The organism is Micromonospora profundi, assembly GCF_011927785.1.
In the GTDB taxonomy this organism is placed as follows: domain Bacteria; phylum Actinomycetota; class Actinomycetes; order Mycobacteriales; family Micromonosporaceae; genus Micromonospora; species Micromonospora profundi.
Genome location: NZ_JAATJK010000001.1, coordinates 5,179,346 through 5,195,225 on the forward strand (window position 1 = coordinate 5,179,346; position 15,880 = coordinate 5,195,225).

14 protein-coding genes are annotated in these 15,880 nt (G+C 72.1%); 5 read left to right on the plus strand and 9 right to left on the minus strand.

What is annotated here, in order from left to right; translation table 11 throughout:
• The first annotated feature begins 21 nt into the window (after positions 1-21).
• A complete protein-coding gene (locus F4558_RS22780) occupies positions 22-699 on the plus strand; it encodes a permease prefix domain 1-containing protein (protein WP_053659314.1) in 678 nt (225 codons plus the stop codon).
• Between the two features lie 17 nt (positions 700-716).
• On the opposite strand, the gene F4558_RS22785 is transcribed toward F4558_RS22780, so the two are convergent.
• Positions 717-1,058, minus strand: a complete 342-nt coding sequence (locus tag F4558_RS22785; protein ID WP_053659312.1) for a PadR family transcriptional regulator — start codon at positions 1,056-1,058, stop codon at positions 717-719.
• 121 nt (positions 1,059-1,179) lie between these two features.
• Between F4558_RS22785 and F4558_RS22790 the strand changes: the two genes are divergently transcribed.
• Both F4558_RS22790 and F4558_RS22795 read left to right on the plus strand, forming a co-directional pair.
• Complete coding sequence (locus F4558_RS22790; RefSeq protein ID WP_053659310.1) at positions 1,180-2,196, plus strand: SatS C-terminal domain-containing protein; 1,017 nt, start codon at positions 1,180-1,182, stop codon at positions 2,194-2,196.
• A gap of 39 nt (positions 2,197-2,235) precedes the next feature.
• Positions 2,236-4,623, plus strand: coding sequence for a transposase (locus tag F4558_RS22795; protein WP_167947603.1), 2,388 nt, complete (start codon positions 2,236-2,238; stop codon positions 4,621-4,623).
• 170 nt (positions 4,624-4,793) lie between these two features.
• Here the strand turns inward: F4558_RS22795 and F4558_RS22800 are convergent, their stop codons facing one another.
• From F4558_RS22800 to F4558_RS22815, 4 genes are all read right to left on the minus strand, one after another.
• The gene (locus tag F4558_RS22800; protein ID WP_007455465.1) at positions 4,794-5,387 is read right to left on the minus strand and encodes a GTP-binding protein; all 594 of its coding nucleotides are present in this window, start codon (positions 5,385-5,387) and stop codon (positions 4,794-4,796) included.
• A 1-nt stretch (position 5,388) separates the two neighbouring features.
• The gene (locus tag F4558_RS22805) at positions 5,389-5,766 is read right to left on the minus strand and encodes a DUF742 domain-containing protein (protein ID WP_053659305.1); all 378 of its coding nucleotides are present in this window, start codon (positions 5,764-5,766) and stop codon (positions 5,389-5,391) included.
• 97 nt (positions 5,767-5,863) lie between these two features.
• Entirely contained in the window at positions 5,864-6,268 is a 405-nt protein-coding gene (locus F4558_RS22810; protein WP_007455462.1) for a roadblock/LC7 domain-containing protein, read from the minus strand.
• The gene (locus F4558_RS22815; protein WP_167945963.1) at positions 6,265-9,933 is read right to left on the minus strand and encodes a sensor histidine kinase; all 3,669 of its coding nucleotides are present in this window, start codon (positions 9,931-9,933) and stop codon (positions 6,265-6,267) included. Before F4558_RS22815 ends, F4558_RS22810 begins: the two co-directional genes overlap by 4 nt.
• Positions 9,934-10,435: 502 nt before the next feature.
• Between F4558_RS22815 and F4558_RS31750 the strand changes: the two genes are divergently transcribed.
• Complete coding sequence (locus tag F4558_RS31750; protein ID WP_231640178.1) at positions 10,436-10,729, plus strand: hypothetical protein; 294 nt, start codon at positions 10,436-10,438, stop codon at positions 10,727-10,729.
• Between the two features lie 5 nt (positions 10,730-10,734).
• On the opposite strand, the gene F4558_RS22825 is transcribed toward F4558_RS31750, so the two are convergent.
• Positions 10,735-11,814 carry an adenosine deaminase gene (locus F4558_RS22825; RefSeq protein WP_167945964.1) on the minus strand — a complete coding sequence of 360 codons (1,080 nt, stop codon included), beginning with the start codon at positions 11,812-11,814 and terminating at the stop codon, positions 10,735-10,737.
• Positions 11,815-11,897: 83 nt separating this feature from the next.
• Here F4558_RS22825 and F4558_RS22830 point away from each other — a divergent pair, with 83 nt between their 5' ends.
• Complete coding sequence (locus tag F4558_RS22830; RefSeq protein ID WP_053659298.1) at positions 11,898-12,911, plus strand: putative RNA methyltransferase; 1,014 nt, start codon at positions 11,898-11,900, stop codon at positions 12,909-12,911.
• Positions 12,912-12,919: 8 nt separating this feature from the next.
• Here the strand turns inward: F4558_RS22830 and F4558_RS22835 are convergent, their stop codons facing one another.
• The 3 genes from F4558_RS22835 to F4558_RS22845 all read right to left on the minus strand — a co-directional run bounded on the left by F4558_RS22835 (position 12,920) and on the right by F4558_RS22845 (position 15,845).
• Positions 12,920-13,600 carry a DUF4272 domain-containing protein gene (locus F4558_RS22835; RefSeq protein WP_053659296.1) on the minus strand — a complete coding sequence of 227 codons (681 nt, stop codon included), beginning with the start codon at positions 13,598-13,600 and terminating at the stop codon, positions 12,920-12,922.
• A gap of 112 nt (positions 13,601-13,712) precedes the next feature.
• Positions 13,713-14,996, minus strand: coding sequence for a thymidine phosphorylase (locus F4558_RS22840; protein ID WP_053659294.1), 1,284 nt, complete (start codon positions 14,994-14,996; stop codon positions 13,713-13,715).
• Between the two features lie 135 nt (positions 14,997-15,131).
• Positions 15,132-15,845 carry a cytidine deaminase gene (locus tag F4558_RS22845; RefSeq protein WP_053659292.1) on the minus strand — a complete coding sequence of 238 codons (714 nt, stop codon included), beginning with the start codon at positions 15,843-15,845 and terminating at the stop codon, positions 15,132-15,134.
• Between the last annotated feature and the right edge of the window lie 35 nt (positions 15,846-15,880).

Below are 15,880 nucleotides of genomic sequence, written 5' to 3' on the forward strand. Positions count from 1 at the left end.
CGCCCGTGGCAGGGTGGTGCCATGCCACGCGCCGAGGACGTCCTGGTGGAGGAACACCTGCAAGAGTTGGCCTCCCGCCTGCACGGGCCGGCGCGGCTGAAGTCCGACCTGCTGACTGAGGCGCGGCACGATCTGCTGGACGTCGTCGACGCGTACCGCGAGAACGGGGTGCCGCCCACGGAGGCGCAGCGCCGGGCGGTGGCCGAGTTCGGCTCGCCGGCGCAGCTGTTGCCCTCCTGGCAGGCCGAGCTGGCGGTGGCCGCCCTGCGCGGGCTCTCCCTGCGGATGCTGGCCGTGGCCGGCGTGGCGGTGGTGGCCGGCGACCTGACCTGGCACGGGTCGAGTTGGAGTGCCGGCGGGCCTCCGCCGTTCGCCTACCGGCTGCTGGCCGAGTCCGTCGACTGGATCTGGATGAGCGCGCTGCTGCTCGCGGTGGCGGGCCTGCTGGTGGTGGCGGCGAGTGCCCGGTCGACCCGGCCGGGCGTGGCGGTCGCGCAACGTGCGGTGGGCACCGGTCTGACGGGCGTGCTGGTGCTCGGCATGCTTACCGGTGGGGCGCTCTTCGGCTGGTCGCTCGGTATGTGGGACGCGGCGCTTACCTGGCCGCCGATGATCATCGGCCTGGTGCTGGCCGGCGGGGCGTACTTCTCGCTGAGCCGCGCGGCACGCGGCTGGCTGCGGGCCACCGTCGCCCGCTGATCACGGCCCGGTGCGGTTCAGGCCGGAGTGGTGGGGGCGGCGCCGGGGTCGAGGAACCGCCCGACCGTCACGCGGAACTCCTGCCACCCGGCACGCTCACCTGCCAGTGCCCGGCGGCCGGAGTCGGTGAGCTGGTACGTGCGCCGCTCCCGCCCGTTGACGGTGCTCCAGGTGCTCGCCACGTGCCCGGCGCGCTCCAGGCGGCGCAGCGCCGGATAGATGGTGCCGGTGGGCAGGTCGAGGCTGCCGTCACTGCGGGCGCGCAGCGACTCGATGATCGCGTAGCCGTGCAGAGCGCCCTGTTCGAGAACGGCGAGGAGAAGCGCGTCGAGATGGCCGTGCAGCGACTGGGCCTTCATGCGTAGCAACGCTACTTGTCGCGCGCCCTGTGCGCCACCGCCGCACACTCGCAGGCCCGAGCCGTTCGTGGAGCGGCCGACGGGGTGCGGGCTCCAAGCTTCCCGAGCCGCCGACTAGGGTATGTGCCCAGAGTCACTCGTCGGTCCGAGACGCCGGCGGGTCAGCAACCCGAAGCACACGGAGGTCAGCGTGGCCCGCCAGTCGCCCCAACGGCCCGACGCCGACGAGCCCGAGCTCGACGACACCACCGGCACGGCCGAGCCCGACGAGGCCGACGAGGCCGACGACACCCCCCGCGCCGCGGCCAACCGGGCGCTGTGGGAAGAGCTGCGGATCGACCCGGTGGAGATCGCCCTGCCCGCCGGCACCGGCTTCACGCTGCGGGCGTACCGGCCGGCGGGGTCGCTGACACCGACCGACGTGACCGAACGCGACCAGGACGACCCGTTCCTCGCCCGCCGTCAGGTCATCGAGGAGGAGGAAGACGACGAGACCGTCGTCATCCTCGACGAGGACCTCGCCGAGGAGTTCGCCGACGACGACGAGACCGAGCCGTCACGCCGTCGCCGGAGCGGCACCACGGACGCCGACGCGACCGCCGACGAAGACGACGCGGACGAGGACGAGGACGACACCGACGAGGCGGACGACGAGGAGGTGCCGGTCTTCCTCAGCCACCGGGGCAAGCTGCTGCTGTTCAAGACCCCCGAGTCGTTGGTCAGTTTCATCCGTTCCGGCGCACCGAATGATCTGTCCCAACTGGACAGCTGGAATGAATTGTCCGAACGGGTCGAGCCGGCCGACATCGTGCCGCTCGACGAGGACACCTACGAACTCGACCTCGTTGTGGAAAACCTGCGCGGCGGGCACGACGCCTGGGATTCGACACTGCTCATCGAGGCCGGCGAGGTCGCCCGCGACCTGTCGTACGCGTTGCAGCTGCCAGCGGTCCTGGACATGCTCTCCGCCGGCTCCAGCCTCGACAACCTTGACGAGGCCCTGCGGGCGACCGTCAACGGCGGCATCGGCGGTTTCATGGGCCGGCGACGGTTGAAAAAAATCGGGGCACAAACCGCAAGTCTGGGTTGGCGCACGATTGTCGGCAAGATCTCTGCGGTCGTGGACTGGCGCGACTGACCCGTACCGGGGAGCATCAGTTGCTGGCAGTAGGAAGACCTGTCCCGGGAGGAGGACGACGCCTTGGCGCTCGTGCGCGTGTACTGCGGTCTGGCCTCGGCGGATTCGGCTGACCGACCGGCCCCGGCCAGGTCGACGCTGACGTCCGCGGTGGTCGATGACGCAGGCCGTCTGCTGCATGTCAGCGAGATCGGTGACGACGCGGCTGGCTACGCCCAGCTCGTCGCGCTGCTCGTGGAGCGGTCGGGCGGGCCGAGCGGTGCGGCTATCGCCGCCGACAGCGATGACAACACTGTCACTTCGCTGTTGAGCGCGGCGGGTCGTCCCCTGGCGATCGCGGACGACGACCTGGTGGACGACTTCGCCGAGCGCTTCGCCGACGACGACTCGCTTGAGGAGATGCAGTCACCGCCGGCCGAGCGTCGTGCCGTCGGCCTGGCCCGCGCGTTGCAGGCTGGCGCACTCTCCGCCGTCACACTGCCGGCACCCCGGGACCTCGCCGGCTACAAGCAGGTGCTCGCCGCGCACGCCGCTCTGGCCAGCGGCCGGCACTCCGCCGCCGTGGCGCTGCGTGAGGTGCTGCGGGAGCTCTACCCGGCCGCGCTGCGGGCTTACCCGGACCCGGCCGAGCCGGTCTCACTGGCGGTGCTGGACGCGCTGCCCGAGCCGGGCATGCTCGGCGGCACCGTCGCCCGCGGCCGCGAGGTGTCCGTCGCCGCGGACGCCATCGCCGCGCACCTCGCATCGGACGGGGTGGCCGACGCCGAAGAGATCAACGAGGCGGTCACCGCGCTGCGGGTCGCCATCTCGGAGACGCCGCGACGCGCCACCGTCAACCGGGCACTCACCTCCGCCGTGGCCGAGACGGTCCGGCAGGCCGTCGCCTCCGTACGGGCCTGTGATGCCGGCTGCGAGGCGCTGGTGAGCGCCCTCAGCTCACGGGTGCGGACGCCCGCCCCGACGCCGGGCCGCCGGGCCGCCGCCCGCCATGACGACTCTGCTAACGAGTTGCCCGGCCTGACCAACACGGGCACCGGCCTGCGTGCCGTCCGACCGACCCCGACACCCCAGCCGGCGCCTGTCGTCGGCCGGCGCAGCCGTCCCGAGCCGGCCCCGGGCAGCCCCCCGCTCGCGTCGCCGCGCCCACTCGGGCCGCCGCCGGTCGCCCCTGCTCCGGTCACGCCGCCTCCTGTCGCACCCGCGCCCATCGCCCCGGCTGCGATGGCCGGCCCGCCGGTTTCGGCACCTCCCGGGCGGGCCGAGCCGACCCCGAGCCGGATCGACGGCCCGACCAACCGCCCGGTCTCCGCGCCACCGCCTCCGCCGCCCGGGATCACCCCGATCGCTCCAGCGCAGCGCGGCACCGTGCCGCCGGCCGAGGCGGGCGAGCCGTTCCGGCCGACCCTCACCACCGCCGCGATCAACAACGCGCGGGCCGAACGGCAGCGCACTGTCATCCCGCCGCGTCCCAAGACCAACGGCGAGCGACCGAGCCACCAGCGGCCCATCGAGGAGCCGCACACCGGCGGGTTCAGCGCCACCGACCTCAGCATCCCGGTGCCCGCCCCCCGGCCGGGCCAGGAGCAGCAGGCGCCTCCGGGCTCCCGGGCGAACTGGCCTCTGGTCAACAACCCGGAGGACCCGGCCGACAGCTCGCCGAACAACCCGGCCGCCTACTCGTACGGTGGCGGGCGGGGCATCGAATCCCCGACCGATCCGGGTCGGGCCGACGGTCGGGTCACCCCGCCGTGGCTGGCTGACGACCTGCCGCAGGAGCCGCCCATGCTGCGGCTTGTCGAGCCGCCGCCGCTGGCTGACCGGGCGCTGCGGGAAGGGCTCAACCCGTCGACCGACCCGCGCCTGGAGACGCCGCCGCTGCGGCTCGTCGACCGGGAGCAGGCCGCCCGCAACGACCGCCCCTCACCGCGTGCCGACCGTGCCCCCGAGCACCGCCCGGCGCCCCCTGTCGAGCATCGGCCACCGCCGGTCGCTGACGAGGGTGACGGCGACCTGCTGATCTTCGCGCAGGCCAAGTCCGCCTGGTTCGTCGGGCACGCCGAGGAGTCCGATCTGGACTGGTCGACCACCGCAGACACGGGCTGGCAGGCCGCCGAGCAGGCCGCCCGGCCGTCGGTTGGCGCCGAGACCAACGCCGGGCTGCCGAAGCGGGTGCCGCAGGCCAACCTCGTCCCTGGTTCCCCGCTGCGCGAGGAGCGTCCACTGCGGATAGTGCGCGACGCCGCCAGCCTCGCAGAAAACACCACAGGCTACTTCCGCGGCTGGCGTCGCGGGCAGGAGATCGGCGGGTTCGCGGTGGGTGGCCGACCGGGTCGCGAGGCCGCCGGCGGCTGGGACTTCAGCCGCGATCACGGTGACCGCGACGACGACCACGAGTACGAGTACCGCTCCGCGGGCTACCAGTCCTGACCAAGTTCACCCCACCACACGCAAAGAGATCCTGGAAAGAGGTGGCCCCGCAGGGGGCGACTTCCTTCCAGGATCTCTTTTACGTTGCGTAGACCCACGAGGGGCGGGCCCGGGCAGCACTCAGCGCCCGGTGGCAGCCAGGGCCACCACCGGGCGCGGGATCGTCCCGGTCAGGCCGGAGCGACGGCGCGCGTACGGCGCATGGTGAGCACGTACTCGACAAGCGAGATCAGCACGTGCTTCGTCGACTCCCGGTTACGGGCGTCGCAGGCCACCACCGGCACGTCGCTCGAGATCGCCAAGGCGTCCCGGACATCCTGCGGGTCGTGGTACTGCATCCCGTCGAAGCAGTTGATGGCCACCAGGTACGGCAGCCGCCGGTGCTCGAAGAAGTCGATCGCCGCGAAGCAGTCGGCCAGCCGGCGGGTATCCACCAGCACGACCGCGCCGATCGCGCCCCGGACCAGTTCATCCCACATGAACCAGAATCGGGTCTGACCCGGCGTACCGAACAGGTACAGGATCAGGTCACGGTCGATCGAGATCCGGCCGAAGTCCATTGCCACCGTGGTCGTCGTCTTGCCCGGCACCTGCCGGGTGTCGTCGACGCCCACGCCAGCGGAGGTCATGATGGCCTCAGTGGTCAGCGGCGTGATCTCCGAGACCGAGCCGACCAGCGTCGTCTTACCGACGCCGAACCCACCGGCAATAACGATCTTCGCCGACGTCACGCGCCCGCTCGGGTTCGGCGGGCGGTGCGACATGTCAGAGCCTGCGAAGTCCACTCAGCACCCTCTCCAGCAGTTCAGTGCCCACCGCGTCGTCGGAGTCGTCCAGGATGGTCGGCTCGTGGACCGCGACCAGGCCGTCCGTCGCCATGTCGGCGATGAGCACCCGGGCCACACCAAGCGGGAGCTGCATCCGCGCCGCGATCTCAGCGAGCGACTGCACGCGTCCGTCACACAGCGCGGCGATGTACTGGTGTTCGCGGCCCTGACCGCCGTTGCCATGGGCAGCGGTCCGACCACGCACCGTCGTTTCGACGAGCGCCTCCAGCGCGATATCAAGCCGGGGGCGGGTACGACCACGGGTCACGGCGTATGGACGGACCAACGCTCCGGTCGGTTCGTCACGATCGGCCATGTCGCCGCTCACCTCCTTCGCACCCGATACCGGCTCCCACCGGTGGAACTCGTCGTTGTTGTCGTTGCAGTTGCGCCGACCTCAAGTCGGTGCGACGTCAGCCCAGCATGCCCGCGGCCGCACGCGGCTGCGGGGTCAGGGCGTCGCCCACCCGGTCGACCAGTAGCGCCATCTCGTAGCCGACCTGCCCCACGTCGGAGCTGCGGGCGGCCAACACCGCAAAGGACGAACCGTCCGAGATGGACATCAGGAACAGGAAGCCGTTGTCCATCTCCACAACGGTCTGGAGTACGGCCCCGCCCTCGAAGCAGCGGGCTGCTCCCTGGGTGAGGCTGACCAGACCGGATGCGATCGCGGCGAGCTGGTCGGCCCGGTCCCGCGGCAAATCCCGTGACGACGCGAGAAGCAGGCCATCCGCCGAGACGGCGACCGCATGCGCGACACCGGGCACCCGGTCGGCGAAGTTGGCAAGCAGCCAACCAAGATCCTGCGTAGTTGTCATCCTTCTTGCTCCTTCTGCCCGCTCCCGGCCGCTGAGCCTGAGCCAGACTGCGAGGATTGCTGCCCTCCCGGAGTCGCCTCCGGGCTGGTCGGGTTGTCCGAGGTGCTACGCCCTCGCTGCACGCCCCGGTGGTAGGCGGAGAGCAGGCCACGGACCGCCTCCGGGGAACGCCGCTGGACCGAGGTGGCGGGCTTCTCCACCGCGCCCGGCACCAACTGTGCCATCGGCTTGCGCTTCGGCAGACCGGTCGTGGTGGTCTCGTTCACCGGGACCGCGCTGGCCGCTGCCGAGGCGGCACGCCAGCCGTCGTCGGCGGCGGTCTGCCAGCCGTTTGTCTGCGGCTGGGGCCGGCGGTTCGGCAGGCTCTCGGCGAGACCGGGGCGTGCGCCCCCGTTCGCTGTCGACCCGTTGTCCCGCGGCGCTCCTCCGGTGCTCGGAGTGTCTGCCATCGGTGTGTTACCTGTCGTCCCGGGTGATGTCTTGTGGACTGTCCGAGCCTTGGCCTCGACCGTTGCGAACTGCTGGGTCGCGTCGCCGCCGTTCGCCGCCGGCTTGGCCACCTCTGCCGCCTCCTCGGAACCCGGACGGCGGGTACGGAACCAGGCCGACTCGAGCTCCCGGAAGATCGGCAGCTCCATGGTCTCGTCCGCGTACCGCTGCCTGTTCTGGGCCTGCGGCTGCTGGGGTACCGGACGGTTCTGGGCCGGCGCGGGCGTGACCGGGGCCGGCGATGCCTGCGGCTGGGCGGCAGCGGCCTGCTGCTCGGCGCGCGGCATCCGCGGCAGTTCCGTCGTCATGTCCAGGGCGGCGGCGAGCCGCTCGGGCACCGGCGGGGTCTGCGCGTCCCGCTCCGCGCCGGGAACCGGCGGCCAGGCCGGAGGCGCGGGGGTGTTGGAGGCGGGTGCGGGCGGAGCGGACCGGGGCGTGAAGCCGCTGAACGACTGGCTGGAGGCCGGGGGCGCCGAGTACGGCTGACCGGAGTACGGCTGCCCCGAGGCGGGCGGCGCCGAGTACGGCTGGCCGGAGGCCGGCGGCGTCGAATACGGCTGACCGGAGTACGGCTGCCCCGAGGCGGGCGACGCCGAGACCGGCGACGCGGACACCGGCGGGCCACCGTAGGGCTGGCCGGAGGCCGGCGCGGCGGACACCGGCGGGCTGCCGTACGGCGCACCCGAGTAGGGGTGCCCGGAGTACGGCTGGCCGGAGGCCGGCGAGGAAGAGACCGGCGAGGAGGAGTACGGCTGAGCGGAGACCGGCGGCGCGGAGTACGGGCGCGCTTCCGGGCTGCTGGGCAACTGCCGCGGAATCCCCGGCTGCTGGCCGGTGGTCGTGGGCTCGTCACCGGCGCGGCGCTGCGGCAGCGGGTCGATCTGCTGGCCGTTTGCCGACCGGGGCGTGAACCCGTCGCCGCCGTTGACGCTGTTCGACGCGCTGGCACCGGTCAGGTCGGACCAGGCCGGCATCGACCCGTACGCGCCGGCGTTGGCGGGCGTGCCGGCGCCGTTGCGCGAGGCCGGCTCGAACGGTCGGCCGCCCAGGGTGACCTGGTTGCCGGACTCTCCGGGGCGGGGGCCGTTGCCCAGCGCGGGCAGGGCGCCGAGACCGGGCGGGGGCCCACCGTACTGCTGGCCGGCAGCGGGCAGGGCCGGCGGCTGCTGCGGCCGGCCGGACAGCGCCCGGGGCACCAGCACGGAGGTCGGCAGGGTCACCTCGGCGACCGTGCCGCGATCGTTGCCGGGGCGCAGCTCGACGCGGACCCCGTGCCGCGATGCCAGCCGGGCGACCACGACCAGGCCCATCATCCGGGACACGGCGACGTCCACCTGCGGGGGCGTTGCGAGCCGCTCGTTGAGGTCGTTCAACTGCTCGCGGCTGATGCCGATGCCGCGGTCCTCGACGTAGAGCGAGGCGCGGTCGCCGACCCGGCGGGCCTCGACCATCACCTGCGAGTCCGGCGGGGAGAACGCTGTGGCGTTGTCGAACAGTTCGGCCACGAGGTGCACGAGGTCGTTCACCGCGTGTGCGGCGACCTCGATGTCGCGGTCGATGACGCCGAACTCGATCCGGGTGTAGTGCTCGACCTCGGACTGGGCGGCGCGCAGCACGTCGATGAGCGCGGCGGGCTCGCGCTGTACGCGTGTGGAGTCGGCGCCGGCGAGCACGAGCAGGTTCTCGTCGTTACGGCGCATCCGGGTGGCCAGGTGGTCGAGCTGGAACAGCTCGGCCAGCCGGTCCGGGTCTTCCTCGCCGCGTTCCAACCGGTCGAGGTGACCGATGAGGCGGTCGACAAGGATCTGCGAGCGGCGGGCCAGGTTGACGAACATCGTCGCGACAGAGGCGCGCAGGGTCGCCTGCTCGGCGGCCGTCCGGACGGCTTCCAGGTGGACGGCGTTGAACGCCTCGGTCACCTGGCCGAACTCGTCCTTGCTGCGGACCGGCAGCGGCTCGGCGATCTGGTTGGCCAACTGCACCGGGGAGAGCTGGCCTACGACCTGCGGGTCACGGAGTCGGGCCACCGCCTGCGGCAGACCGTACTGGGCGACCGAGAGGGCACCCTGGCGCAGCTCACGCAGAGATCGGGCCATCGAGCGGGCGACGAGGTACGCGAAGAGGATGGCCAGCAGCAGCATGCTGAGCAGCAGGCCGGTCTCCAGGAAGACCTGGCGCTGGACGTCCGCGCGCAGGTCGTTGGCCTTCGTGACCACGTCGCGGTCGAGTTGCGACTCGACGTTGCGGATCAGCTTGGCGTTGGCCGTCATGGCCGAGTCCCACTGGTCCGGGCCGAACGGCGCCCCGCGCATGTCGCCTGTGGTGTTGCCGTCGATCCAGCCGATGTAGTTCTGCGCCTCGCGGCGGTCACCGCCGGCGACGGTCTGGTCGTGGAACTTGGCCTCGTCGGGGCTGGCGACAGCCTTGAAGCTCTGCAGCGCCTGCTGCTGGCCGGTGCCGCTGGCGATGTAGTCGGTGCGCAGGGCCGGGGTCAACCGTTGCCCGCCCTGGACGCCCAGTGCGCGGTGCACGACGACCCGGCGGACGGCGAGGAATTCCTTCTCCCGGGCGACGGCCGCGACGGCCCGCATCCGGTCGCTCAGGTCGTTGTTTCCGGCGAGCTGGGTGGCCGAGTCACGGATGGAGAGCAGGTCGTTGATCAGACCCTCGTACGCCTGGACGGCCTCGGCGAGCTTGAGTTTGCCGTTGAAGACCTGGCTGCGGACACCCGGCAGGTCCTTCAGGCTCTGGTCGATGCCGCTGAGCAGGCCGTCGAGGCTGCCCGGCAGGTCCTCAAGCTGGCCACGCTGCTGGCGGTAGGGGCCGGTCGTCTGGTCGACCCGGGTGTTCACCCGGTTGTACGCCTCCTGGTACTGCGCCTTCGGCTGCGTGCCGGTCGCCTGCAACAGCAGCACGGCGGTGGTCCGCTCGTCCTGCAGTGTGTCGACCAGAGCACCGGAGTAGCTCGACAGACTGGCCAGGTCGCCGGCTCGGTCGGCGTTGTTGAGCGTCTCCAGGTGGTCGACGAGACCACTGGTGCCCACCACGACCGTGGCGATGGTCGGCACGATCATGATGAGACCGAGCTTGGACCAGATCGGCATGTCCCGGAGCCGGCTGGCCGGCCGGCCTAGCCGCGACAGGAAGGAGCCCGCCGTCTTTGGCCGTTTGCTCACGTCACCGCCCTCGCGATTACAGCTTCAGCGCGTTGCCCCGGGCAACGCTCAGCGACCGACCCGGCGGGTCGGACCCCCGAGATTCCATCACGACGCCCGGCAAGAAGAAAGCCCAGGTTGTCACCTGCGGGAGGTGTGATGAGATGTTGATACGATTTGATCGCAGTCCGTCTGGTCGGAGTAACTGAAGGTAATGGAACATCAGTACCGCGTTATCTTGCTCGCCGGCCCGTCTGGCTCCGGAAAGTCGTACATAGCACGGCAAACCGGCCTCCCGGTGCTGTGTCTGGACGACTTTTACAAGAACGGCGATGACCCTACGTTGCCCCGTCGAAACGGGCAGGTGGATTGGGATTCGCCGCAGTCCTGGGACGCCCGGACGGCCGTCGATACGATTGCGCGACTCGCCCGCGAAGGTCGAGCCGATGTGCCGGTTTATGCGATCGGCGCTGATCGTCGGGTGGCCACTCGGGCATTTGAAGTCGACGGATCGCCACTTTTCGTGGCCGAAGGGATTTTCGCCGCCGAGATCGTCGAGGAGTGCCGTCGGCGAGGGCTGCTCGCCGGGGCGTACGCGCTGCGCCGGCCGCGCGGGGCTACCTTCCTACGCCGGCTCGCCAGGGATCTGGCCGAGCAGCGCAAGGCACCTCGGGTGCTGCTCCGGCGCGGAGTGGCGCTGCTGCGGGCGGAGCCCGCGGTGCTACGCCGGCAGACCGGGCTGGGCGCGGAGGCGGCCCGCGCCCGGGAGGTGCTGCACCGGGTGGCCGGCCTGCTCGCCAGCCACCCGCACGCCTGAACGATTCAGGCCAGCAGCTTCGCGTACGCCGGCTTGATCACCTCGTCGATGATCCGGAGTCGCTCGTCGAACGGGATGAAGGCGCTCTTCATCGCGTTGATGGTGAACCACTGCAACTCCCGCCAGCCGTAGCCGAACGTCTCGGCCAGCAGGAACATCTCCCGCGACATGGAGGTGCCGCTCATCAGCCGGTTGTCGGTGTTGACGGTGACCCGGAACCGCAGGTCCCGCAGGAGGCCGATCGGGTGGTCCGCGATCGAGTCCACCGCGCCGGTCTGCACGTTCGACGAGGGGCACAGCTCCAGGGGGATCCGCTTGTCGCGGACGTACGCGGCCAGCCGGCCCAGCACCGGGGTGCCGCCGGGGGTGACGTCGTCGACGATCCGCACGCCGTGACCGAGCCGGTCCGCCCCGCACCACTGGATGGCCTGCCAGATGGACGGCAGGCCGAACGCCTCACCGGCGTGGATGGTGAAGTGGAAGTTCTCCCGCTGGAGATACTCGAAGGCGTCCAGGTGCCGGGTGGGCGGGAAGCCGGCCTCGGCGCCGGCGATGTCGAAGCCGACCACCCCGGCGTCCCGGTGCCGCACCGCCAGCTCGGCGATCTCCTGGGAACGGGCGGCGTGCCGCATCGCGGTGAGCAGGGTGCCTACCCGGATGGTCAGGCCCGCCTCGACGGCCAGCGCGGTGCCCTCGGCGAACCCGGCGAGGACCGCCTCGACCACCTCGTCGAGGCTCAGGTCCTGCTCAAGGTGCTGCTCCGGGGCGAAACGCACCTCGGCGTAGACCACCCCGTCGGCGGCCAGGTCCAGCGCGCACTCACGGGCCACCCGGCGCAGCGCCGGCGCGGTCTGCATGACCGCCACTGTGTGCGCGAACGTCTCCAGATAGCGCTCCAGCGAGCCGGAGTCGGCGGCCTCGACGAACCAGCGCCCGAGCGCCTCCGGGTCGGTGGTGGGCAGCTCGTGGCCGACCTCCGCCGCCAGCTCGACGATCGTCGCCGGCCGCAGGCCACCGTCGAGGTGGTCGTGCAGCAGTGCCTTCGGAGCCTTGACGATGTCCTCGTACCGGATAGTTGCGACCATGCTCAGACCCTAGTCAGCGACCCTCCTGGGTCGGGACAGGACCGGCCTAGACTCGGTTCGTGGATACAGCTCGGCGGCCTGACGTGGACCTCCGCATCCTCGAACGGCTGCGCTGCCCGGTGTGCGGGGATCCGCTGGCCGAGGTGACCGCAGGCACCGCCCGGGCGCTGCGCTGCCCGCGCCGGCACAGCTTCGACATCGCCCGTCAGGGTTACGTGAACCTGCTCGCCGGTCGCGCCCCGCACGTCGGGGACACCGCCGAGATGATCGCCGCCCGGGCCGACTTCCAGGCCGCCGGCCACTACGACGTCATCTCGGACGCACTCGCCGCCGCCGCGACGGAGGCTGTGGTCCGGCTCCGTGCGACGGCCACGCCGCCGCTGGCACCGACCCCGCCGTCCGCCCTTTGCTCTGCTTCAACCCACGCACCGGTTTCCGGGCAGATCTGTTGCGCGGAGGTAAGCAGAGCAGGGGACACACCAACAGGGGTACGGGTCGAAGCGCCGGCGCCTGACGTCAGGGCGTACCCCCTTGTGGTGGATGCCGGCGCCGGCACCGGCCGGTATCTCGGCGCGGTGCTGGCGGCGCTACCGGACGCCGTGGGTCTGGCCCTTGACGTCTCCAAGCCGGCGCTGCGCCGCGCGGCACGCGCGCACCCCCGGGCGGCCGCTGCGCTCGCCGACACCTGGCAGCGGCTGCCCCTCGCCGACGCCTCGGCGGCCGTGCTGCTTAACGTGTTCGCGCCGCGCAACGGGCCGGAGTTCCACCGGGTGCTCGACCCGGCCGGCACGCTGCTGGTGGTCACGCCCGCCGCCGACCACCTCACCGAACTGGTGGACGCCCTCGACCTGCTGCGGGTGGACCCGGACAAGGCCGACCGGGTGGCCGCCAGCCTGGGCGGGCACTTCACTCCGGTCAGCTCGACTGTGCACCGTGCCGAGCTGACGCTCACCCGCACCGAGGTGGCCACCCTGGTCGGGATGGGGCCGAGCGCCTGGCACACCGACCCGGGCGCGTTGGCCGCCCGCCTGGCCGCGCTTCCCGAACCGGTCCGGGTGACAGTGGCGGTCCACCTCGACGCCCACCGGCCCCGCTGAGCGCAGGCTCAGGTGGAGAGGTCGACCTCTTCCCAGCCGGGCGGCTCGTCGTGGTACGGCCCGCGCAGGATCACCGCCCACTCCAGCGCCCAGCGCCGCTGGCCGATCGCGTTCGCGTCGACGAGCCCCGGCGCACGCTGGCCACCCCGCTCGGTCTCCAGGTAAGCCCAGTCCAGGCAGTAGTGCAGGTCGAGCAGGGCTGCCGCGTCGGCCGGATGCTGCGGAGCGGCAAGGATCCTCGTCCGCCAGTGGGAGAACGTCTCACCGTCGGCGATGTGCGGCAGCCGCTCGACAAGCCGCTCGTCCACGGCCAGGGTCGGGTCGAGCTGCTTGCTCAGTCCCAGCACCCAGGCCAGCGCGAACAGCGCGTCGTGGTGCAGCACGAACGAGCGGTGGTCGCCCTTGCCGCCCATGACGAACTGCCACTCCGGCGGGGTGACCATCTCCACCAGGTGCGAACCGAGCAGCCAACTCATCGCCGCCTGCGGGGGCATCCCGAAGCAGCGGGCCAGGATCAGGTGCAGCACGGCGATCCGCGCCTCGATCTCCACCGTCGGGCGTAGCTCGATCTCGTCACCCGGCTCCCAGACGAGCGGGAACTGTGCCGGCGGCAACGGCAGGCCGAGCCGGGACAGCTCGTCCAGGCTCGCCTCGCGCACCTCACGTGGGTCGGGGGCAGGTACGGTCACGGCGGATCATCCTGTCTGCTCGCGACGGCTCAGGGCCGCTCGTCCCCCCTTGGCCTGCGACAATAGCGCTCCCCGGTGACCGACACCATGCCGGCCCGGCCGTCCGCCCGGGTCAGCCGATCCGCTCGATGACAAGCGGCGTCGCGGCCGGCGCGGCGGGCGCGATCCGCACCGCGCGGGCGGCCTCCGCAAGCGCCGCCGGGATCCGCGTGGCGTCGTCGGCGCGCAACTCGTAGAGGGGGTCGCCGGCCCGCACCGCGTCGCCCGGCCGCCTGTGCAGCACCACCCCGGCCGGCACGCTGACCGGGTCCTCCTTGCGGGCGCGGCCCGCGCCGAGACGCCAGGCCGCAACCCCCATGGCGTACGCGTCGACGGCCGCCACGTACCCGTCCTGCTCGGCGCGGACCACCTCGACCTCCGGCGCGGTCGGCATCGGGGCGTCCGGGTCGCCGCCCTGCGCGCGGATCATCGCCCGCCAGGTGTCCATGGCGCGGCCGTCCCGCAGCGCGGCGGCCGGGTCGGCGTCCGACAGACCGGCGGCGTCGAGCATCTCCCGGGCCAGGGCCAGCGTCAGCTCCACCACGTCGGCCGGTCCCCCACCGGCAAGCACCTCGACCGACTCGGTCACCTCGACGGCGTTGCCGATCGCCAGGCCGAGCGGGGTGGACATGTCGGTGAGCAGGGCGACCGTCCGTACGCCGTGCGCGCCACCCAGCTCGACCATCGTGCGGGCCAGCTCGCGGGCCTGGTCGACGGACTTCATGAACGCGCCCGAGCCGACCTTGACGTCCAGGACCAGCGCGCCGGTGCCCTCAGCGATCTTCTTGCTCATGATCGAGCTGGCGATCAGCGGGATCGCCTCCACTGTGCCTGTCACGTCACGCAGCGCGTACAGCTTGCGGTCGGCGGGGGCGAGCCCGGCACCGGCCGCGCAGATCACCGCGCCGACGTCGCCGAGCTGGGTGATGAACTCGTCGTTGCTCAACGCGGCCCGCCAGCCGGGGACCGACTCCAGCTTGTCCAGCGTGCCGCCGGTGTGCCCGAGGCCCCGGCCGCTGAGCTGCGGCACGGCCGCGCCGCACGCCGCCACGAGCGGAGTGAGCGGCAGGGTGATCTTGTCGCCGACGCCGCCTGTGGAGTGCTTGTCGACTGTCGGCCGGCGTACCGCCGACAGGTCGAGCCGCTCACCGCTGGCGATCATCGCGGCGGTCCACCTGGCGATCTCCGGCCCGGTCATGCCGTTGAGCAGGATCGCCATGGCCAGCGCGGACATCTGCTCGTCGGCGACCACCCCCCGGGTGTACGCGTCGACCACCCAGTCGATCTGGGCGTCCGACAGCACGCCCCCGTCCCGCTTGGCCCGAATGACGTCAACAGCAGCAAAACCACTACTCATCAGAAGATCTTCCCTAGTCTGTTGCAGATCCCGACCGACGGCCGCCGGCCATGTGGGGCGGGGGCCGACCGTGCCCGGCGGAGGGATCAAGCCTGACCGCCCGGAGCCGGGCACGGTCGGCCTCCGCCCCCAAGCTCAACCAGCAGCAGACCAGCGCACCGGGATCTCCGCGGGCGGCTCACCCTCGCCGGCCCAGAAGATCGTGCCGGTGGCGTCCACCACCACGACCCGGGGGGTGCGGGCCGCACCCCAGGCGATGGCCTCCGCCGGGTCGCCCCAGCTGGGCGCCTCCTCCAGCACACCGGTCTCGGCGCCCGCGTCGTCGCCTGCCGACCGCTCCCAGTACGCCGTCCAGACCTGCTGGCCGGCGGACATGTCCGCGTGTACGAAGACGGTGCCGCGCCCACGCCAGGCGGCCAGCCGCTCGGGAACCACAGGCACCGGCGTCTCACCGGTGACCGCCTCCAGGTCCTCCACGCCGAAGGCGTGCGGCAGCAGCTCGGCCATCCGCAGCGGGCCGCCCTTCGCCTCGACGAGGCATTCCGGGCCGCCGTGTTCCCACAGCAGTTGCCGGCACCGACCGCACGGCATCAACGGCTCGCCCGTGGCGTCGACGCAGGAGAGCGCCACGAGTCGACCGCCACCTGTGGCGTGCAGGCTGGACACGACACCGCACTCGGCGCAGAGCGTCACCCCGTACCCGGCGTTCTCCACGTTGCAGCCGACCACCACGCGACCGTCGTCGACAAGGGCGGCAGCCCCGACCGGGAACGACGAGTACGGGGCGTACGCGTGCCGCATCGCCTCCGTGGCGACGGCGCGCAGTAGCTCCCAGTCAATGTCGGTCATGTCACCATTCTGCCGAAGTAGCCCAGGCCGGAAGC